Genomic DNA, 20,283 nt, shown 5'->3' on the forward strand with positions numbered 1-20,283 from the left:
CACGGGGTGGACAGGCCTGGCCAAAACAACCAATCAATAAAACAATTGGTATCAACAAACTTGGCACACTATTGAGTTCTCAAACAACAGACACACCCGGCACCACCACAACACTTCTCAGCCGTGGATCGCTCCGGAGCAACTTTCCAAACTTACCGGCTGGCTTCTAACTTGTCAAACCGGCGTCCGCGACCTTCATCAGCCTGAGGCTTTCGTGTCGATTTTTCCGTCTGACTCCGTGGAGCAGCGCGGAAATAAACTCTACCACCACTTTTTCGGGATGACTACCGAGCCTGCAAACCGGCCCCCGCGGCCGCGCCCCCGAAAGACCAAAAAGCCCGGAATCTCAGGGGATTCCGGGCTTTTCCGCGGCCGACTTAAGAGAGCGGGCTCACACTAAGGCAGTATGGCTGCCGCCGGTGCGCCGGGCTTGAAGTAAGCCGCACCCAGGGGAGGCAGCGTTACGGTCAGCGATGCCAGTTGGCCGTCGCGCCCTTCGTCCGTCGCAGTCAGCGGTCCTGCATTCAGGACGCCCGATCCGCCGTAGGCCACGGCGTCGGTGTTGAGGACTTCAGTCCAGGCCCCGGCGGCCGGAACACCCAGGGTGTAACCAACGTGCGGACCGCCGGAGAAGTTGATGGCACACACCAGCGGGTTGCCGTCATTGTCCCAGCGGACAAAGCTCAGGACGTTGTGGTCAGCGTCGCCCCCGTTGATCCATTGGAAGCCACCGGGTTCGTTGTCCCGGGTATAAAGCGCCGGCGTCGAGCTGTACAGCTCGTTCAGGCTCTTGGTGAGGAGCTGGATGCCGCGGTGCGCGGGGATATCTGCCAAGTACCAGTCGAGTCCGTGCTGCTCGGACCACTCGGCTTCCTGGCCGAACTCGGTGCCCATGAAGATGAGCTGCTTGCCGGGGTGCGCCCACTGGTAAGCCAGGAACGCGCGCAGGTTGGCCAACTGCTGCCAGCGGTCGCCCGGCATCTTCCGGAGCATGGAGCCCTTGCCGTGCACTACCTCGTCATGGCTGATGGGCAGCAGGAAGTTTTCAGTGAACGCGTAGACCAAGGAGAACGTCACGGTTCCGTGGTGCCACTTCCGGTTTACCGGGTCCTCGGAAATGTACTTGAGGGAGTCATGCATCCAGCCCATGTTCCACTTCAGACCGAACCCCAGGCCGTTGTGGCTGGTGGGGGCCGTCACGCCGGGGAAAGCCGTGGACTCTTCGGCGATCATCACCGCGCCCGGGTGGGTCTTGTAGACAGTGGCGTTCACTTCCTGGAGGAACGACATGGCTTCCAGGTTCTCGCGGCCGCCGAAGCGGTTCGGGGACCACTGCCCCTCCTCACGCGAGTAGTCCAGGTAGAGCATTGACGCCACAGCATCCACCCGAAGCCCATCGATGTGGAACTCGTCGAGCCAGTACAGCGCGTTGGCTACCAGGAAGTTGCGCACCTCAGTCCGGCCGAAGTCGAAGATCAGCGTTCCCCAGTCGGGGTGCTCGCCCAGGTTCGGATCGGCGTGCTCGTACAGCGGTTCGCCGTCAAACTGTGCCAGCGCCCAGGCGTCCTTGGGGAAGTGGGCCGGGACCCAGTCCAGAAGCACGCCGATGCCCGCCTGGTGCAGCGCATCCACCAGGTACCGGAACTCGTCAGGGTGGCCGAAGCGTGAGGTGGGCGCAAAGTAGGACGTCACCTGGTAGCCCCAGGAGCCGCCGAAGGGGTGTTCGGCCACGGGCATGAACTCCACGTGGGTGAATCCCAGCCACTTGACGTACTCCACCAGGTCCTTGGCGAGCTCCCGGTAGCCCAGGCCGAGGCGCCAGGATCCGAGGTGGACTTCGTAGACGCTCATCGCCGAATTGTGGGGATCCCGCTGGGCGCGGGCTTCCATCCACTCGTCATCCTTGAAGGCGTAGGACGGTTCCACCACCTTGGACGCGGTCAGCGGAGGGACCTCTGTGCCGAATGCCAGTGGATCGGCCTTTTCAACCCAGTAGCCACCCCTGGTTTTGATTTCGAATTTGTAGCACGCCCCTGCTAAAACGCCAGGCAGGAAGACTTCCCACACCCCCGAGGAGCCAAGGGAGCGGAGCGAGTTCTCGCGGCCGTCCCAGGCGTTGAAGTCGCCCTTGATCCTGACGGCCTGGGCGTTCGGTGCCCACACAGCGAAGGACACCCCGTCCACGTCGCCGAGGGAGGACTTGTAGTGCTGGACGTGGGCGCCGAGCACTTCCCAAAGTTTCTCGTGCCGGCCTTCGCCGATGAGGTGAAGATCCACTTCACCGACCGTTGGAAGGTAACGGTAGGGCTCGTCCATGGTCTGGGGTGCCATACCCGGGTAAGTGACTTCCAGCCGGTAGTCGGGCACGTGGCCGGCCTGGAGCGGCTCCAGTACAGCCACCCACACACCGTTGGCCTCGTGGGTCATGGGAACCGCTCCGGCGGCAGTCACTACGCTGACCTCGTCAGCGAGGTGCTTCACTGTCCGGACGGTCACGTGTCCGTGGTCGTCGAGGTGGGCGCCGAGCACCGAGTGCGGCGCGTGGTGTTCGCCGTTGCCCACCCGGGCGAGCGTGTCCGCGTCCACGTGGAGCGGCACACCGGGACTGTCTGTTCGTGCTGAGCCTGTCATGTCAATACCTTCCGCTGCTGCCCCGGCATGATCGTCGGGGCCTTTACTGCTGAGGAGCCGTCTGGACGCATTCGCAGGAATGGCCAGCCAATCAGGTCTGTTCCGCAATTCATAAACCACTTCATAGAGCGCCTTGTCCAGCCACAATGCCACAAAGAGCGGTGAGCCGCGGTCGATCGTGCCGGGCGTAACTGAGGCGTAGCCGGCAAGGAACGCGTCCGCGCAATCATCAACCCAGGACGAGGGAACGTGTGCGCCCTGGTACTCGCGTTCGGCCGCACCCGCGGCGTAGTCAAAGGACCGCAGCATCCCCACAACGTCCCGGAGCGGGACATCGGGAAAGTTCCGTTCGGAGATGGGCCGCAGCGGTTCACCTTCAAAATCCAGGATGGCCCAGCGGTCCGCGTCGCCGCCGCGGCCGGGAACCTGCAGGATCTGGCCCAGGTGCAGATCGCCGTGGATCCGCTGCAGCGGCCCGGCCGGGGCGCCGTCAAGCTCACCAAGCAGCTTGTTCAACTCGTCCTCGTAAGGCCCGACGGCGGCACCTGCTTCAGCCCATGCCTGACGGACCCGCTGGGCTACTCCGGGGGCAATGATCTGGCCCGGGACGGACTCACCGGTCATGCCCAGGGCGTCCGCAAGCCTCCGGTGGACGGTTGCCGTGGCTGCACCGAGGCCACGGGCCTCGGCGGTGAAGTCGGTTCCGGTGCGGGCGGCGTCCACCGCGAGGCGCCACGCATCGCGGCCTCCCGCGAGGAATTCGTGGGCCACGGCCAGCTCACCCTGGACGCGGCGGGAATCCGGCGGCACCTGGCCGGGCGCCTCAGAAGAGGGCGCGATCCAATGCCCGCGCACCCATCCGAGGGTGGCCGGAACTTCTGAAGTGCCCTGGGCAGTCAGGGCTGCTCCCACCTCAACCTCAGGGTTCACTCCTTCCGAGAGGACCCGGAAGAATTTCACGATCGCCGCCGACTCGCCGTCGTCCACTATGACCGAACTGTTGGACTGCTCGCCGGACAGGACCTTGACAACGCCGTGGGCAGTGGGCAGGCGGTGGTCCGACCGGGTCCGGTGGCCCGTCGCGGAACCGCTGACGGACCCTTCCGACCGGATCAGCTCCAGCCAGGCCGCCACAAACGACGGGTCGTAGACAGCATCGTAGATCCAGGGCATCCCGGCGTCAGGCCTTCGCCCGACCAATCCACGCTCAGCACCGGCGAGCGGGAACTCCCGGTAACTCAACGGAACCTGGACGACGTCCGTCCGGCGTCCGCCGTCGGCCGTGGGGTACGAAACGGCCAGCAGGAAGATCTCCAGCCTTGCCTGCCCTGCCGCGTCCTCGAGCCGCAGGCTCCCCGCCTGTTCCAGCGAGAAATCGGCTGTCTTGACGGGGAACCAGCGTTGGAGCGGGAGCCACTCGCGCAGGACCGGGGTCAACATGGCTGTGAGGGTGGGTTCGTTCATGTCAGTTCTCGATTGACAGGACGGGAAGTGCCTGCGTGTAGGGCGAGGACGGATTCGACGTTGCCGAACGGATGCGCAGCCAGAAGAAGTCGTGGCTTCCCAGGGTCAGCGTCAGTGTCCCGTCGCCGTCGATTCCCGGGAAGGGCTGGCCCCCGAACACATCGCGGAGTCCGCGGCCGGCGAACTGGGGAATCCGGAGTTTGGCCGCCACCGGGTGCTGCGAGAGGTTGAAGGCGCACAGGATGGTCTCGCCGTCCTCACCCGCCGTGTTGTCATCCGAGAGTTCCCGCAGATATGCCACAACGGAGTCGTGGTCCGCCTCCACGTGTTTGAACGCACCCAGCCCGAATGCAGGATGGTTCTTGCGGACGCTCAGGATCTGCCGGGTCCACCGGAGCAGGGAACCGGAGTGGGCGGCTTCGGCTTCCACGTTGGCCATGGAGTAGTTGTACACCAGCGACTGGATGACGGGGAGGTACAGCTTGCCCGGATCGGCATGCGAGAAGCCCGCGTTCCGGTCCGGATTCCACTGCATGGGAGTACGGACGGCGTCGCGGTCCTCGAGCCAGATGTTGTCGCCCATGCCGATCTCGTCCCCGTAGTACAGGAACGGACTGCCCGGCAGCGACAGCAGCAGGGCGTTGATCAGTTCGATCTCGGCCCGGGAATTATCCAGCAGCGGCGCCAGCCGGCGACGGATGCCGATGTTGGCGCGCATCCGGGGATCCGGGGCGTACCAGCCCAGCATGGCCGCACGCTCGTCAGCTGTGACCATTTCGAGAGTGAGTTCATCGTGGTTCCGCAGGAACGTCCCCCACTGGGCCCCTTCGGGGATCTCGGGAGTGTCCTGCATGGTCTCGATGATGGGAGCGGCCTTCTGGTCCCGCAGGGCGTAATAGAGCCGCGGCATGATGGGGAAGTGGAAGGCCATGTGGCATTCCGGTTCCTCCGCTGTTCCGAAATACTCCACTACCTCGTTGGGCGGCTGGTTGGCCTCGGCGATGATGACGCGGCCCGGGTAGCTTTCGTCCACCATGGCCCGCAGCTTACGGAGGAAGTCATGGGTGGCCGGAAGGTTTTCGCAGTTGGTCCCCTCCTCCTCGAAAAGGTAGGGGATGGCATCGGCACGGAAGCCGTCGATGCCCTGGTCCAGCCAGAACCGGACCACGTCAAAGAGGGCCTCGATGACTTTCGGGTTCTCAAAGTTGAGGTCAGGCTGATGCCCGAAGAAGCGGTGCCAGAAGAACTGCCGGCGGATGGGATCGAAGGTCCAGTTGGACTCTTCGGTGTCCACGAAGATGATGCGGGCGTCCTGGTACTTCTCGTCGGTGTCGCTCCAGACGTAAAAGTCGCCGAACGGCCCGTCCGGGTCCTTGCGCGATTCCTGGAACCAGGGGTGCTGGTCCGAGGTGTGGTTCAGCGGAAGGTCGATGATGACACGGACACCACGGGCGTGGGCCTCGGCCACCAGCCTCTTGAAGTCCGTGATGGTCCCGAACTCGTCCAGGACAGAGTTGTAGTCCGAGATGTCGTAGCCGCCGTCACGCAGCGGTGATTGGAAGAACGGCGGGAGCCACAGGCAGTCCACCCCCAGCCATTGGAGGTAGTCGAGCCTGTCGATCAGGCCGCTGAAGTCGCCCGAACCGTCGCCGTTGGCGTCCGCGAAGGCCCTGACCAGAACCTCGTAGAACACGGCCTTCCGGTACCAAAGTGGATCATGGGGTAGGCCAGGGGCATTTAGTTCAAAGGTGCTCTTGGGGGTGAAATGCTGGCTGGAACTCTGCGGGTTAAAGCTCACTGATTCAATCTCCTCACGCTCAGGACGTGCGCGGGTTCGACGTGCGCGTCCAGGCGGACGTAGTTGTATTCGCCCCACTCCCAGGATTCTCCGGAAATGAGGTCATCGACCAGGAAGCCGCCGTTGGGCGAGAGGTCCTCCGGGTCCAGTTCGAGGGCGGCAAGGTCGAGCGAAACGGTGCTCTCCCTGATGCCGTGCGGGTCAACGTTGACCACCACAATGATGGTGTCCTTGGTGCCGTCCGGCAGGGTCTTGTGCTTGGAGTACACCACCGTGGCGTCGTCCGTGCTGTGGTGGACCGTGAGGTTCTGCAGGTCCTGGAGCGCCGGGTGCGCGTGCCGGATCGCGTTGAGCCGGGTCAGGTAAGGCGCCAGCGTACGGCCGGATTCGGCGGCAGCGTCCCAGTCGCGGGCCTTGTACTCGAACTTCTCGTTGTCGATGTACTCCTCCGCCCCGGGCCGGGCAACATGCTCGTAGAGTTCGTAGCCGGCGTAGACGCCCCAGAGCGGGCTGGCCGTGGAAGCCAGTGCCGCACGGATCTTGAAGGCCGCCGGACCGCCGAACTGAAGGTATTCAGTGAGGATGTCCGGGGTGTTGACGAAGAAGTTGGGACGGAAGTAAGCCGAAGACTCGTGGCTGACCTCGTTGAAGTACGTTTCCAGTTCCTTTTTGGTGTTCCGCCACGTGAAGTAGGTGTACGACTGCTGGAAGCCGGCCCGGCCCAGGGCGTGCATCATGGCGGGACGGGTGAATGCTTCAGCAAGGAACACCACGCCGGGGGCCTTCTTGTTGACCTGGCCGATGAGCCATTCCCAGAACCACACCGGCTTGGTGTGTGGATTATCAACCCTGAAGATCTTCACGCCATGGCTGACCCACAACAGAACGATCCGCAGGATTTCCTTGGAAAGCCCCTCGGGATCGTTGTCGAAATTGAGCGGGAAAATATCCTGGTATTTCTTGGGCGGGTTTTCGGCGTAGGCGATGCTGCCATCGACCCGGGTGGTGAACCATTCCGGGTTGGACTGGACCCAGGGATGGTCCGGCGCGGCCTGCAGGGCCAGGTCCAGGGCAACTTCCAGCCCCAGCTCCTTCGCCCTGGAAACAAAGGCATCAAAGTCCTCGAAGGTTCCCAGGTCCGGGTGGATGGCGTCGTGCCCGCCCTCCTTGGCGCCGATTGCCCAGGGTGAGCCGGGATCGTGGGGGCCTGCGATGAGGGTGTTGTTGGGGCCCTTGCGGTGCTGGATGCCGATGGGGTGGATCGGCGGCATGTAGATCACGTCGAAGCCCATGTCCGCCACGGCGTCCAGGCGTTTCGCCGCCGTCCGGAAGTTACCGGAAGTCCACGCCCCGGTGGTGTGGTCCCGTACTGCACCTTCGGAACGGGGGAAGAACTCGTACCAGGCGCCGCGGCCCGCGAGATCGCGTTCGACCAGCAGCGGATACTGTTCCGACGCAGTGACCAGTTCCCGGATCGGCTGGCGGTCCACGATCGCGGCCACGTCTGCGCTGAATCCGGCGCCGAGGCGTTCCTCCTCGCTGAGGGACTTGTCAACGAGCGCAGCCGCAGCCATGCGCAGGGTGCGCCGGTCCGCCGCTGTGCGGAAGACGTCGTCGGCGGCGTCCAACAGCAGGGCCGAGCCTTCGGCGAGCATCAGCTCGACGTCGATGCCGGCGGCCACCTTGACTTCCGCGTTGTGGTGCCAGGTTCCGTAGCGGTCGTGCCAGGCCTCAATGAAAAAAGTCCAGTTTCCAACGGTCGACGGCGTGAGGACGCCCTCCCAGCGGTCGGTCCCCATCCCGCGTTCGCCCCGGGGCGGCGCCAGCCTGACGCGCTGGCGCTCCTTTCCGCGGGGATCCAGGAGCACTGCGGTCACGCCGAGTTGATCGTGCCCTTCCCGGAAAGCGGTGGCCCCCACCACAATCCCTTCCCCCGGGGTGGCCTTGGCCGGAAATTTTCCGTCCTCCACCACTGGTTGCACACCGGTGATCGGAAAACGGCCAAACTTTAGCCCGTCGGTGATTTTGCCTTTCGGCTTTTTCCTGGAAGAAGCGATGGTTCCTGAGTTAGTCGTCACATGCTCGACGTTAGCGAGAAATGGCCCAGAATGCTAAGCCTGCTCATGTTTTTCGACCGCGGTTTCGACTTTTCCGGCACGTCAACTGTCATTTACCTAAAAGAAAGCCAAACCAGTTCCGGCGGTCCTTGTTGTCAGTTAGTGTGGCGCAGGTGAAGGCAATCCGCAGATTTACCGTCCGAACTGTTCTCCCGGAACCCATCCGGCCGCTGGCCCGGCTGGCGACCAACCTGCGCTGGTCCTGGCACCGGCCAACCCGCGATTTGTTCGCTGGCCTGAACGCCCGGATCTGGGAGGAATGCGGGCAGGACCCCGTCAGTTTCCTCGGCCGGGTCAGCCGCGAAGAATTCCAGAGACTCGCCGCAAACCAGGCGGTGGTTGAGAAGGTGCGGGCGGCCGCGGAGGACCTTGACCGCTACCTTGAGGAACCGCGCTGGTACCAGAGCCTGGGCCAGGACGCCCCGGCCGCGATCGCCTACTTCTCCCCCGAGTTCGGCATAACCGAAGTCCTGCCGCAGTACTCCGGCGGCCTCGGCATCCTCGCGGGCGACCACCTCAAGGCCGCCTCAGACCTGGGCGTGCCCCTGATCGGCGTCGGCCTGCTCTACCAGGCCGGTTACTTCAAGCAGTCACTCTCCCGCGACGCCTGGCAGCAGGAAACCTATCCGGTCCTTGACCCGGACGGACTCCCCCTCACCCTGCTCCGCGAGCCGTCCCCGGACGGCAACGGCCGGCCAGTGCAGGTCTCCCTCCCGCTGCCCAACGGCCGCCGGCTGCTGGCACACATCTGGCGTGCCGACGTCGGACGTGTGCCCCTGCTGCTCCTGGATTCCAACGTTCCCGGCAACGACGACGCCGCCCGCGGCATCACCGACCGTCTCTATGGCGGCGGCGGAGACCACCGCCTCCAGCAGGAACTCCTGCTGGGCATGGGCGGAGTCAAGGCACTGCGCGCGTACCAGCAGCTCACCGGAACCCCCGCGCCGGAGGTCTTCCACACGAACGAAGGCCATGCCGGTTTCCTGGGGATCGAGCGGATCCAGGAACTGATGGCGGGAGAAGCTGCCCTGAGCTTCGACGAGGCCCTCGCCGCGGGCCGGGCATCCACGGTCTTCACCACCCACACGCCCGTACCGGCCGGCATTGACCGCTTTGAGATTTCCCAGATCCAGCACTTCTTCCAGGCCGGGCTTGCCCCCGCCGTCCCGGTTGACCGCATCCTGGAACTGGGCCGGGAAAACTACGCTGACGGCAACCCGTCGGTCTTCAACATGGCGGTCATGGGCTTGCGCCTGGCGCAGCGGGCCAACGGCGTGGCCAAGCTCCATGGGGAAGTCTCGCGCGGGATGTTCTCGGCCCTGTGGCCCGGGTTCGACCACTCCGAGGTTCCCATCACGTCGGTCACCAACGGTGTGCATGTGCCCACGTGGGTTGACGGGCGCATCTCAAAGCTGGCCCGCGAGCAATTCGGTACCGAGGCCGAGGCCATGGGCCGCTGGGACCTTGCCTACAACGTCAGCGACGCCGATGTCTGGGCGCTCCGGCGCGAAATGCGCACAGCGCTGGTGGAGGACGTCCGCCGCCGGCTCCGGGCCGCATGGAAGAAACGCGGTGCCGCCGACGCCGAACTCGGCTGGACGGACAACGTTCTGGACCCCGATGTGCTCACCATCGGATTCGCCCGCCGCGTCCCCACTTATAAGCGGCTGACCCTGATGCTGCGCGAGCCTGCCAGGCTCAAGGCCCTGCTCCTGCACCCGGAGCACCCGATCCAGCTGGTGATCGCCGGAAAGTCCCACCCTGCCGATGACGCCGGGAAGAAGATGATCCAGGACCTGGTCCGGTTCACTGACGACCCCGAGGTCCGGCACCGGATCGCCTTCCTGCCCAACTACGACATCGCCATGGCCAGGACCCTCTTCCCAGGCTGCGATGTGTGGCTGAACAACCCGCTCCGTCCCCTGGAAGCCTGCGGAACCTCCGGCATGAAAGCCGCCATCAACGGTTCGCTGAACCTTTCGGTGATGGACGGCTGGTGGGACGAGATGTACGACGGCGAGAACGGCTGGGCCATCCCCACCGCCAACAATGACGCCTCCCCCGAGGAGCGCGACGACATCGAAGCGGCAGCGCTGTATGAGCTGCTGGAAACGCAGGTTGCGCCGCGCTTCTACGGCAGCACGGTGTCCGAAGGCGCGGGAGCGGCCGGACCCTCAACCACCGGGGCGGAGAAAGTCCCCACCCACTGGGTCTCCATGATCAAGCACACGCTGTCCCACCTGGGGCCGGCCGTTTCCGCGGAACGGATGCTGCACGATTACGTCAACGTCCTGTACCGGCCCGCAGCGGAAGCAGGCCGCCGTGCCGTCGCTGATTCCTACGCCCAGGCCCGCCTCCTGGCGGCATGGACCGCGAAGGTACGGTCCGCGTGGCCGCTGCTGCATGTGGAGCACGTGGATTCCGTGGGAGTGTCCGAGGACCCGCAGATCGGCGACATCCTGCAGGTGAACGCCTACGTGGCGCTGCACACCCTGACACCGGAGGATGTGTCGGTGGAGGTTGCCTACGGGCGCGCCGAGGAGAGTGACACCCTGACCGAGGTCACGATGATGGAGCTGCAGCCCAAGGAAGACCTCGGCAACGGGCGGCACCTGTTCAGCGGTTCCCTCGTCATCGACCGTTCCGGCGCCTTCGGCTACACGGTCCGCGTCCTGCCCCGCCACGAGGCACTGGCTTCGAAGGCCGAGCTGGGGCTGATCGTCAACGCCTGATCCGTTTAGAGGAGTATGGCCGCGACGGCCAGGTCACTGCCGGCGTAGCTTTCAGCGTCCTGCAGGACCTCGCAGATGATCCCGAAGGACCGGTCGGCGCGGAACCGGGCTGCGACCTCCCAAAGCACGGTGACGGGCGCACCGCCGTTGTCGGTGATGCTGTCGGCGAAGTCATGCAGGGAGTCGTTCAGGGCGTCAAGGTTCACTCCGTAGTGTTCGGGGAACGCCAGGACTTCGCCGAAGGTCTCCAAGACCGCCCTTTTGCTGTCGGCGGCCGGAACCACCAGGCTGCGCCGGCCGGCGTCGGCCACCTGTGCCTGCAGCTCTTCCATGGTCCAGGTATCGGCGGAGTAGATCTTCATGGGTTTGTTCAGCTTCCTTCTGCGATGAACTTGAACGATTCGTAGTGGTCCTCGGTGTAGTACTTCTCTCCCCCGGAGCCGGTGATGATCCGGCGCGCTCCCCGGTCTGACTCCCCCGGTGTGGGAACGGTGTACTCGCGGTAATAGCCGGAATCCCGGCGCGGGAGGATGCGCTCGAAATTGCCGAAGGTCTTGTTGTCCTGGCTGTAGCGGTAGGGTCCCCCCGCGCGGATCGATGCCAGGGTTTGGCGCGCCTCCGCCGGGAGCCGCGACTCGTTCACCGCCGCAAGACCCGAAGGGTTCGCCGGAGCGGCCGCGCCGGGAGACCCCTGGCCGGCGGCCCCCTGGCCCGCCTCCGCGCTGGAACTAACTGCCGGCGTCGGACTTCCGGTCAGCGATTCAAGGAAGCCGGTGCCGCCGAAAGCGAGGACTGCCAGCACTGCCAGCCCGGTCAGCAGCAAGGCAGCAACGGAACGGTTGCGCATTCAGTTCCCCGGCCGCTACGTACGGTAGATGTTGATCGAATTCGCCTCGACGAGGTCCGTCTCACCGGACGCGACGCGGCCGCCCTGGCGGAGCTCGTGCAGCGGCGACGTGGTGAGCCGAAGTTCGAACATCCGGCGCGGCGTCCCGTCGTCGTTCGTGAGCTCGGGAAGGGTGATTCTTACCGCTGAGTTGCTGCCGTTCACCACTACGAGCCCTGCCAGCGCGCCGTCGTCCGATCCGAGCAGGAGCTGCATCACCCGGTGCCGGGGATCATTCCAGCGCTCCATGGACATCGGCTGGCCTGAATGGTCGAACCAGTAGAGGTAGGACTGCTCGTCCCGGGCGGGAAAGTCGTGCGGCTGGCTCGCCAGGAACTCCTTGCGCAGCCTGATAAGGCGTTTGGTGCTGCGGAGCATCTCGGAGGATTCGGGCGTTCGCGTCCAGTCGATCCAGGCCAAGGGGTTGTCCTGGCAGTAGGCGTTGTTGTTGCCCTGCTGGGTGTGGGCCAGCTCGTCACCGGCGGTGATCATGGGCACACCCAGGGAGATCATCATGGAGGCCATGAGGTTGCGCCGGGACTGGGCCCGCTGCGCCAGGATCTCCTCATCCTCGGTCCGGCCTTCGAAGCCATGGTTGTAGCTGCGGTTGTCCCCGTGCCCGTCCCGGTTCTGCTCGCCGTTGGCCTCATTGTGTTTGCGGTCGTAGGAAACGAGGTCGTTCAGGTTGAAGCCGTCATGGGCCGTGACGAAGTTAACCGACGCCAGCCTCGAACGGCCTGAGCCTTCAAAAAGCGCCGCAGAACCGGACAGCGCATCTGCCAAACGGGCGACTGACCCGCCATGGCCGCCCGCCTCGATGGCCGCGCGGTCGGAGAGCCAGAACGACCGGACGCTGTCCCTGAAGTGGTCGTTCCAGTCCACCCAGCCCATCGGGAACTTGCCGGTCTGCCAGCCGCCGTAGCCGACGTCCCAGGGTTCGGCGATCAGTTTCACATCCGAAAGCACAGGATCTGCAGCCACTGCCACCAGGAACGGGTGCCGGGGATCAAACTCGTTGTGGGAGTTCCGGCACAGGGTCACTGCCAGGTCAAAACGGAACCCGTCGATGTGGAATTCATCCACCCAATACCGGAGCGAGTCCAGGACAAGCTGGACGACGCGGGGGTTCCCGAAGTTCAGGCTGTTGCCGCACCCGGTGGTGTCCACATATTTTCCATGGCCATCCATGCGGTAGTACGCGTTCTCGCCGAGCCCGCGGAAGCTGATGGTGGGCCCGTCGGCGCCGCCCTCGGCAGTGTGGTTGTAGACGACGTCAAGGATCACTTCGAGTCCGGCCGCGTGCAGGAGCTTGACCATTCCCTTGAACTCGTCCTGGATGGCCTGCGGGCCGGCCTCCTGGGCAGATTTCGTTGCGTAGCCCGGGTGCGGCGCGAAGAATGCGGCCGTGTTGTAGCCCCAGTAGTTGGTCATGCCGAGGTTTTGCAGGTGCGGCTCGTCCAGGTGGAAATGCACCGGGAGCAGCTGGATCGAGGTAACACCCAGGCTCTTGATGTGCTCGATGATCGCCGGATGTGCCATGCCCGCATACGTTCCGCGCAGTTCCTCCGGCACGTCCGGATGCAGCATGGACTGGCCACGGACATGCGCCTCGTAGATGATGGTGTTCCGCCACTGCAGCCGCGGCCGCTCGTCCTGGCCCCAGTCGAAATCGCCGGCCATCCTGACGTTCGTCAGGAAGCCTTCCCGCTGGTCCACGGCACGGCCGTAGGGGTCAAGCAACAGAGGCTGGCCGCCGTCGTCATCCAGGTCCATGGTTGGCACTGACAGGGGCAGCGGCTCCGCTTTGGAGGTGGCACGGAAGCCGTAGCGCGATCCGTACGGGAAATCATCGACTATACCGTGGTGCACACCGTGGGTGACGTTGGGCAGCGTCTGCAGCCGCCATTCCCCGCCGGGGGCCTTGTAGGCGATCTCGAGGGTCAGGACGCCGGGCGCATAAACAGCGACGTTGGCGGTGGAGTGCAGCACATTCTCCGCGCCGGGACCCGGGCGCGGAACGCTGACACCGAGTGGATGTGCAGATGAGGCATCCATGGTGGAAGCGGTGTCGAAAAGCGGCATGACCATCACGTCAATGGTAGCCGCCGGCGCCGTTTCATCCGCACACCCGCCATTGTGACACCGGCAAGCCGCCGCGGACCTCATACCGCCTCATGCGGACCCTGGTTGCATACTGGAAGGAAACGTCGAGGCGGAGGTACGAAGTGCGGGTTGTGCTGGCTCAGATCATCAGCGGCCGGGACCTGGCCGCCAACTTGTCCACCCTGGAACGGGAGGCGCAAAAAGCCAAGGCCGGCGGTGCTGACATGGTGGTCTTTCCCGAAGCGTCCATGCGGGCGTTCGGGAACTCGCTGCTGGATATCGCCGAACCGCTGGACGGACCGTGGGCCTCGCGGGTCCGGAGCATCGCGGCCTCCCTGGACATGGTTGTGGTGGCGGGGATGTTCACTCCGGGGTCGCCTGCCGGTCCGGGTCCGGGCGGCGGAAAAGTGCGGAACACGCTCCTGGCCACCGGTCCCGGCGTCGAAGCGCACTATGACAAGGTTCATCTCTTTGACGCGTTCGGCTTCCTTGAATCGGACACCGTTGATCCGGGCACTGAACCGGTAACGTTCGACGCCGGCGGCCTCACCTTTGGCCTGTCCACCTGCTACGACATCCGTTTCCCTGCCCTGTTCACGGCAAACGCCGAACGGGGCGCGGAGGCGAACATCGTCTGTGCCTCGTGGGCCTCCGGGCCGGGCAAAGTTGAGCAGTGGCAGCTGCTGGCCCGTGCGCGTGCCTTGGACTCCACCACCTACGTTCTCGCCTGCGGGCAGGGTGACCCCGCCACCCAGGGCGTCCGCGCCAAAGCCGGTTCACCCACGGGGGTAGGGCATTCCGTCTTCGTGTCGCCGTTGGGCGAGGTGCTGGACGAGCTCGACGGCGCCCCGGGCCTGCTCTTTGCCGACCTGGACGCCGCCGTGGTCAGGGAGGCCCGCCAGCGGCTCCCCGTTTTGGCCAACCGCCGCGCCTTCCAGCCCCCGGAACGCTCTCGCACTTAACGCAGGAAAACCGGCAACCCTCTCTCACCGGGTGCGAGAGGGTTGCCGGTTTTCCTGCAGGTAGTGCCAGAGCGTTTGTGGCGCGGCCGGCATCCGGAAGCGTGCGTCAAAGCGACGAAGGAGCAGCACGCGGAGGATGTTGGCCGCGCCAACCACTCAACGGGACTATTTGGCGGCGCGCTGCCTGGAGACTTCGTACAGCGAGATGCCGACTGCCATGGAGGCGTTCAGCGATTCCATGGCGGAGTCAATCGGGATGGAAACGATCTGGTCGCAGTTCTCACGGACCAGGCGGCTCAGGCCCTTGCCTTCGGAGCCAACCACGATGCACACAGGCTCCGTGGCGAGGGTGAGGTCCGGAAGCGAAACGTCGCCGTCGCCGTCGAGCCCGAGGACAAAAATGCCCATGTTCTTGAACCGCTTCAGGGCGCTGTTGAGGTTGGCCGCACGGGCCACCGGAACACGCACGGCCGCGCCGGCGCTGGTCTTCCACGCAGAAGCGGTGACGCCAACGGAGCGGCGCTCCGGAACGATGACGCCGTGGCCGCTGAAAGCTGAGACCGAGCGGATGATGGCGCCAAGGTTGCGCGGGTCCGTGATGCCGTCCAGCGCAACGAACAGCGGAGCGTTGGGTACGTGGCCCTTCTTCCAGGCCGCCACGGTTTCCTCGGCGAGGTCGTAGGCATCCTGGTACTCGTACGGCGGGATCTGCAGGACGAGGCCCTGGTGGACGGCGTCGTCGGTCATGCGGTCAAGCTCGGGCTTGCCCGTCTCGAGCAACGGGATGCCGCGCTCTGCGGCGAGCTTCAGCGACTCCTTGACGCGGTCGTCCATCTCAATCCGGATGGCGATGTGCAGGGCTTTGGCCGGGATGCCGGCACGCAGGGCTTCGACAACCGAGTTGCGGCCCGTGACGACTTCCTCGGTGGCGCGGCCCTTGGGGCCGGAGCGGGAAGCACCCGCGCTGCGGGCACCGGTGTTCGTGCCACGCTTCGCCGCGGACCGTTCCGCGAGCTGCTTGCTCTTGTGTGCCTTGTGGTACGGGCGGTCCTCCGCCTTGGGCGTGGGGCCCTTGCCCTCCAGTGCCTTACGGCCGTGACCGCCGGTTCCGACGGTGGGGCCCTTCTTCGCTTTTACCGACCGGCGACCATTGTTGGCCATGAGAGTTCCACCCTTGATTGTTTGACTGAGTCTGCCTACCAGTCTACTGAATCAAGTAAAATCGCCGTTTCAGTCCCGCTGCAGGCTCCACGTAGCGCCGTCGGGGCCGTCCTCAACAGCGACGCCGGCGGCCTTCAGTGTGTCCCGGATGGCGTCGGAGGCAGCCCAGTCCTTCGAGGCCCTGGCCTGCGCGCGGGCAGCGAGCTGGGCCTCGACCAGGACGGAGAGGGCGGCCGATTCCCGGGTATCGGTGACCACGCCCGAAGCCACATCGTTCAGGCCGAGGACGCGAAGCATGTCGTGAAGGCTGTGCAGCGCCTGCTGCGCATCCTCCAGGCGCCCCTCCGTCAGTGCAGTATTGCCGGACCGTACTGTTTCGTGGACCACGGCGAGGGCCTGGGGCACGTTCAGGTCGTCATCCATGGCGCGTTCGAACTCCCCGGGCACCTGGCCGTAGGTGGAGAACGCGTAGCTCCCGCCGTCGGACAGCGCCTGCACGGCGCGGCCCATGAAGCCCTCAATGCGTTCGACGGCGGCTGCAGCCTCCTGCAGCGACGTTGGACGGTAGTCCAGCACCGACCGGTAGTGCGCCTGCCCGAGGTAGTACCGGACGACGCGCGGGGAGGCCAGTTCCAGCATCTCCGACGGGCTGATGGTGTTGCCGATCGACTTGGACATTTTGTCGCCCTCGTAGGTAACCATGCCGTTGTGCATCCAGAAGTTCGCGAAGGCATGCCCTGCGGCCTGGGACTGGGCCATCTCGTTTTCGTGGTGCGGGAAGCGGAGGTCCAGCCCGCCGCCGTGGATGTCGAATTCGGTGCCGAGGTACTTGGTGACCATCGCCGAGCATTCCAGGTGCCAGCCCGGCCGCCCGGCGCCCCACGGCGATGCCCAGCTCGCCGTCGTCGGCTCCCCCTCTTTATGGCCTTTCCACAACGCGAAGTCGCGGGGGTCCTTCTTTCCCCTGGGATCCGCGTCCGGGGCACCCTGCATGTCGTCGATGTTCTGGCGCGTCAGGGAGCCGTATTTGTCCCATGACCTCACGTCGAAGTAGACGTCGCCGGAACCGTCGAGGGCCGGGTAGGCGTGCCCGCGCTCGATGAGCGACTGGATGAGCGCGTGCATTTCGGGAATGTGGCCGGTTGCCCGCGGCTCATAGGTGGGACGCGAAACACCGAGGGTGTCGTAAGCCTGGAGGAATGCCTGTTCGAAGCGGTAAGCCAGCGCCCACCATTCCTCCTCGCGGACAGCGTCCGGCCCCTCCTGGAAACCCGGATCGAAAGACTCGGCCGATTTGGCAAGGATTTTGTCGTCGATGTCCGTGACGTTGCGGACGACCGTGACACGCAGGTTCCGGTACTCAAGCCAGCGGGTCAGCTGGTCAAACGCGATGGCTGAGCGGATATGGCCCACGTGCGGCATGCCCTGCACCGTGGCTCCGCAGTAGTACAGGCTCGCTTTTCCCGGGATGAGGGGAACGAAGTCACGGACTTCGGCGGATGCTGTGTCGTAAAAGCGGAGAGTCACCGCTCCAGAATAGACGAAAGGCGTCCAGGCCTGCTCCGGTACCGAGGAGGATCAGCGGGGATACACCAGGGCGGTGGCAACGGCAGCTATGCCCTCGCCCCTGCCGGTGAAACCCAGTCCGTCGCTGGTGGTGGCTGTGACGCTGACGGGCGCTCCCGCTGCCTCGCTCAGGACACCCTGCGATTCCTGGCGCCGGGGACCGAACTTGGGACGGCCGGCAACGAACTGCACCGCTACGTTGCCGATCTCGAACCCGGCTGCGCGGACAATCCTGGCCGCCTCCGCCAACAGGGTGGTGCCGGAGGCCCCGGCGAATTCCGGCCGGTCGGTGCCGAAGTGCGTCCCCAGATCCCCGATGCCGGCAGCCGAGAACAGTGCGTCCGCCGCGGCGTGCGCAACCGGATCTCCGTCCGAGTGTCCGGCAAGTCCACGCTCGCCTTCCCAGAACAGCCCGCCCAGCCACAGCGGACGGGGCTGGTCCTCGGACGCATAGGCATGGACGTCCATGCCGATGCCGGTGCGGGGCAGGATCATTTGTGGCTCGCCCACGCTTAGCCCTCCACCCAGCGGATTCCCAGCGGGCCTTCGAGCAGCCCTTCGGCGATGATCAGATCCAGGGGGGTGGTGATTTTCAGGGACTGGGTGGAACCGTGGACAGCGTGCACCCGGACTCCCAGCATTTCCACCAGCATGGCGTCGTCGGTGACCGCCGCAGCCTGCTGCTCATCAAAGCCCGACGCCGCCGCGTGGGCTTCCTGCAGGGTGGACAGCCGGAAACCCTGGGGTGTCTGGACCGAGCGCAGCTCTTCCCGCCGGGCAGTCCCGGTGACGAGTTCCGGGGCGATGGCGGCGTCATCCCCGCTGGTCCGGGCAACCATCTTGACCGTGTCCACCACCGGCACGGCAGGGATCACTGCGACGGCGCCGGCAGCCAGGGAGTCAACCACCCGATGGAAGACATACTCGGGGGTCAGAGCCCTGGCGGCATCGTGCACCAGCACGGCTTCAATGCCTTCCATCAGGGCCGCGATGCCGGCCCGCACGGAGTCCGCCCGGGTGGCGCCGCCGTCGAGAACGGTGAGGACGGGGCCGCCGTCGGCCAGTTCCTGCCTGAAGTCCTCGCAAAGCTGCCGGAGGCCGTCGGCTCCGGCGGGCAGCACCACGCAGACCTGGCTGCCGACTCCGGATGCGACCACTCCGCGCAGCGCGTGCATGAGGATGGGCTCTCCGCCCAGCGGCACAGCGGCTTTGGGCAAACCGTAGCCCAGCCGCTCGCCGGAACCGGCAGCGACGATGATGACGGCGGTGACGGGGCGGGGCAGTCCGTTGTTCATGCGGTCCAGCCTACGTCCCGGACACGCGCGCGTGGTGGAACCGGCGGGGTTGAACCGGACAGAGGCGGGCAACTGCTCCGGACGGCACCCGCCGGTCGAAAAAAGGGCAAAAAGAAACCCCGGCGGTACTCACGTACCCCCGGGGCTCAATTCTTAGGAAGCCAGGACCTCGTCGAGAACGCTTGCAGCCTTCTCTTCATCAGTCTTTTCAGCCAGCGCCAGTTCTGAAATCAGAATCTGCCGGGCCTTGGCCAGCATTCGCTTCTCACCTGCGGAAAGGCCCCGATCGTGATCGCGGCGCCAGAGGTCGCGAACGACCTCTGCAACCTTGATAACGTCACCGGAAGCAAGTTTCTCCAGATTTGCCTTGTATCTGCGTGACCAGTTGGTGGGTTCTTCAGTGAACTCAGCCCGGAGCACATCGAAAACGTGCTCCAAACCTTCCTTGCCCACTACGTCACGGACCCCAACAAGGTCAACGTTCTCTGCTGGAACTTCAATGGTCAGATCACCCTGAGCCACCTTGAGCTTGAGATACATTTTCTCTTCGCCCTTGACAGTGCGCATCTTGATTTCTTCAATTTTTGCTGCACCGTGGTGAGGGTAAACTACTGTCTCGCCGACCTCAAATACCATGTGGACATTCCCCTTTCCCGCAGACCAGTTTATCACGATTCAGGCATATGACTGGCCCGTAAAGGGGCCCGGAACCGCATGAATCCGCGGAAAATGGGCCAAATCAACCCCCTTCACCCTCTTGACGGATGCAGATAATAGTGCATCTGCAGGCCCCTGCCAAGGACAATGTGACCGTCCGGAATCCTTGTTTGGAGCCGATTGCCGCTAGGCTATGGCTGAATAATGTTTCAAGACTCTCGAGGAGTACGTGACGTGCGTTTCACTGCGATGAACCGGGCCCAGAGCGGCAAACTGGCACTGGCAGCAGGAGCCCTGGCCCTGGGCCTGGCGACCATGACCGGCTGCGGCTACATCAATCCCCAGCAGACCACTCACCAGTACGCCTCGTCCGACGGCATCCGCGCCGACGTCGGACCGCTGCAGCTGCGGAACATGCTGATCGTTTCCGGTGGCGAAGACAAGCCCGGCCGCCTGCTTGGCGCCGTGTACAACTCCTCTTCGCAGGACGTTAAACTCACGGTCAATGGTGCGCAGGGTTCCAGGACGCAGGTTGCGGTGAAAGCCAACTCCTACACCCTGCTCAACGACTCCGCCGACGAAGCCATCCTCAGCACCTCCGGCGGCATTGCCGGTTCACTCGTGGACCTCAAGGTCACTGAGGACGGCACCGACGTAACCAAGACGGTCCGCGTGCCGGTCCTGGACGGCACACTGGCCGAGTACAAGGAGTACCTGCCGGCAGGCAGCGAACCCATCACCTCCGGCTCGCCCACCCCGTCACCGTCGGCCACCGCCACGGGTGCAGGCCACTAGACGGTCCTTCCGCGAAAGCGGTGCCGCACCGGCGAAACTGAAAATGCAAAAACGGAGGGTCTCCCGGCGGGAGGCCCTCCGTTTTTGCATGTTGCCTGTTGTTGCCTGCCCGGCTG

Annotated in this window: 14 protein-coding genes; 3 read left to right on the plus strand and 11 right to left on the minus strand. The window is 64.9% G+C overall.

Annotation, left to right across the window (positions count from 1 at the left end; translation table 11 throughout):
* Positions 1–396: 396 nt before the first annotated feature.
* The 3 genes from ABIA70_RS12100 to ABIA70_RS12110 are packed head-to-tail and all read right to left on the minus strand — an operon-like array spanning position 397 to position 7,971.
* Positions 397–4,095: a 1,4-alpha-glucan branching enzyme gene (locus ABIA70_RS12100; protein WP_354147819.1), complete on the minus strand. Its 3,699-nt coding sequence runs from the start codon at positions 4,093–4,095 to the stop codon at positions 397–399.
* A 1-nt stretch (position 4,096) separates the two neighbouring features.
* Positions 4,097–5,893: a maltose alpha-D-glucosyltransferase gene (gene treS, locus ABIA70_RS12105; protein ID WP_354147820.1), complete on the minus strand. Its 1,797-nt coding sequence runs from the start codon at positions 5,891–5,893 to the stop codon at positions 4,097–4,099.
* Positions 5,890–7,971, minus strand: coding sequence for an alpha-1,4-glucan--maltose-1-phosphate maltosyltransferase (locus ABIA70_RS12110; protein ID WP_354147821.1), 2,082 nt, complete (start codon positions 7,969–7,971; stop codon positions 5,890–5,892). Before ABIA70_RS12110 ends, treS begins: the two co-directional genes overlap by 4 nt.
* Before the next feature lie 152 nt (positions 7,972–8,123).
* Between ABIA70_RS12110 and glgP the strand changes: the two genes are divergently transcribed.
* On the plus strand, positions 8,124–10,742 hold the full coding sequence (gene glgP / locus ABIA70_RS12115; protein ID WP_354147822.1) for an alpha-glucan family phosphorylase: 2,619 nt from the start codon (positions 8,124–8,126) through the stop codon (positions 10,740–10,742).
* A 5-nt stretch (positions 10,743–10,747) separates the two neighbouring features.
* Here glgP and ABIA70_RS12120 read toward each other — a convergent pair whose 3' ends face one another.
* From ABIA70_RS12120 to glgX, 3 genes are read right to left on the minus strand one after another with little or no spacing between them, the layout of a single operon-like run.
* On the minus strand, positions 10,748–11,104 hold the full coding sequence (locus ABIA70_RS12120) for a barstar family protein (RefSeq protein WP_354147823.1): 357 nt from the start codon (positions 11,102–11,104) through the stop codon (positions 10,748–10,750).
* A gap of 8 nt (positions 11,105–11,112) precedes the next feature.
* Positions 11,113–11,589 carry a ribonuclease domain-containing protein gene (locus tag ABIA70_RS12125; protein WP_354147824.1) on the minus strand — a complete coding sequence of 159 codons (477 nt, stop codon included), beginning with the start codon at positions 11,587–11,589 and terminating at the stop codon, positions 11,113–11,115.
* A 15-nt stretch (positions 11,590–11,604) separates the two neighbouring features.
* A complete protein-coding gene (glgX, locus tag ABIA70_RS12130; RefSeq protein WP_354147825.1) occupies positions 11,605–13,716 on the minus strand; it encodes a glycogen debranching protein GlgX in 2,112 nt (703 codons plus the stop codon).
* Between the two features lie 137 nt (positions 13,717–13,853).
* Between glgX and ABIA70_RS12135 the strand changes: the two genes are divergently transcribed.
* On the plus strand, positions 13,854–14,693 hold the full coding sequence (locus ABIA70_RS12135; protein ID WP_354147826.1) for a carbon-nitrogen hydrolase family protein: 840 nt from the start codon (positions 13,854–13,856) through the stop codon (positions 14,691–14,693).
* 165 nt (positions 14,694–14,858) lie between these two features.
* On the opposite strand, the gene rlmB is transcribed toward ABIA70_RS12135, so the two are convergent.
* The 5 genes from rlmB to ABIA70_RS12160 form a co-directional block, all read right to left on the minus strand.
* Positions 14,859–15,854 (minus strand): 23S rRNA (guanosine(2251)-2'-O)-methyltransferase RlmB, encoded by a 996-nt coding sequence (gene rlmB / locus ABIA70_RS12140; protein WP_354147827.1) that lies wholly within the window; start codon positions 15,852–15,854, stop codon positions 14,859–14,861.
* A gap of 69 nt (positions 15,855–15,923) precedes the next feature.
* The gene (gene cysS / locus ABIA70_RS12145) at positions 15,924–17,381 is read right to left on the minus strand and encodes a cysteine--tRNA ligase (RefSeq protein WP_354147828.1); all 1,458 of its coding nucleotides are present in this window, start codon (positions 17,379–17,381) and stop codon (positions 15,924–15,926) included.
* A gap of 51 nt (positions 17,382–17,432) precedes the next feature.
* Complete coding sequence (ispF, locus tag ABIA70_RS12150) at positions 17,433–17,915, minus strand: 2-C-methyl-D-erythritol 2,4-cyclodiphosphate synthase (RefSeq protein ID WP_354148298.1); 483 nt, start codon at positions 17,913–17,915, stop codon at positions 17,433–17,435.
* 17 nt (positions 17,916–17,932) lie between these two features.
* Positions 17,933–18,715, minus strand: coding sequence for a 2-C-methyl-D-erythritol 4-phosphate cytidylyltransferase (gene ispD / locus ABIA70_RS12155; RefSeq protein ID WP_354147829.1), 783 nt, complete (start codon positions 18,713–18,715; stop codon positions 17,933–17,935).
* A gap of 153 nt (positions 18,716–18,868) precedes the next feature.
* Positions 18,869–19,351: a CarD family transcriptional regulator gene (locus ABIA70_RS12160; protein ID WP_026266570.1), complete on the minus strand. Its 483-nt coding sequence runs from the start codon at positions 19,349–19,351 to the stop codon at positions 18,869–18,871.
* A gap of 270 nt (positions 19,352–19,621) precedes the next feature.
* On the opposite strand from ABIA70_RS12160, the gene ABIA70_RS12165 reads away from it, so the two are divergent.
* The gene (locus ABIA70_RS12165; protein ID WP_354148299.1) at positions 19,622–20,167 is read left to right on the plus strand and encodes a hypothetical protein; all 546 of its coding nucleotides are present in this window, start codon (positions 19,622–19,624) and stop codon (positions 20,165–20,167) included.
* Positions 20,168–20,283 lie beyond the last annotated feature (116 nt).

It is taken from the genome of Arthrobacter sp. 754, from assembly GCF_040548695.1.
Classification (GTDB): Bacteria; Actinomycetota; Actinomycetes; order Actinomycetales; family Micrococcaceae; genus Arthrobacter.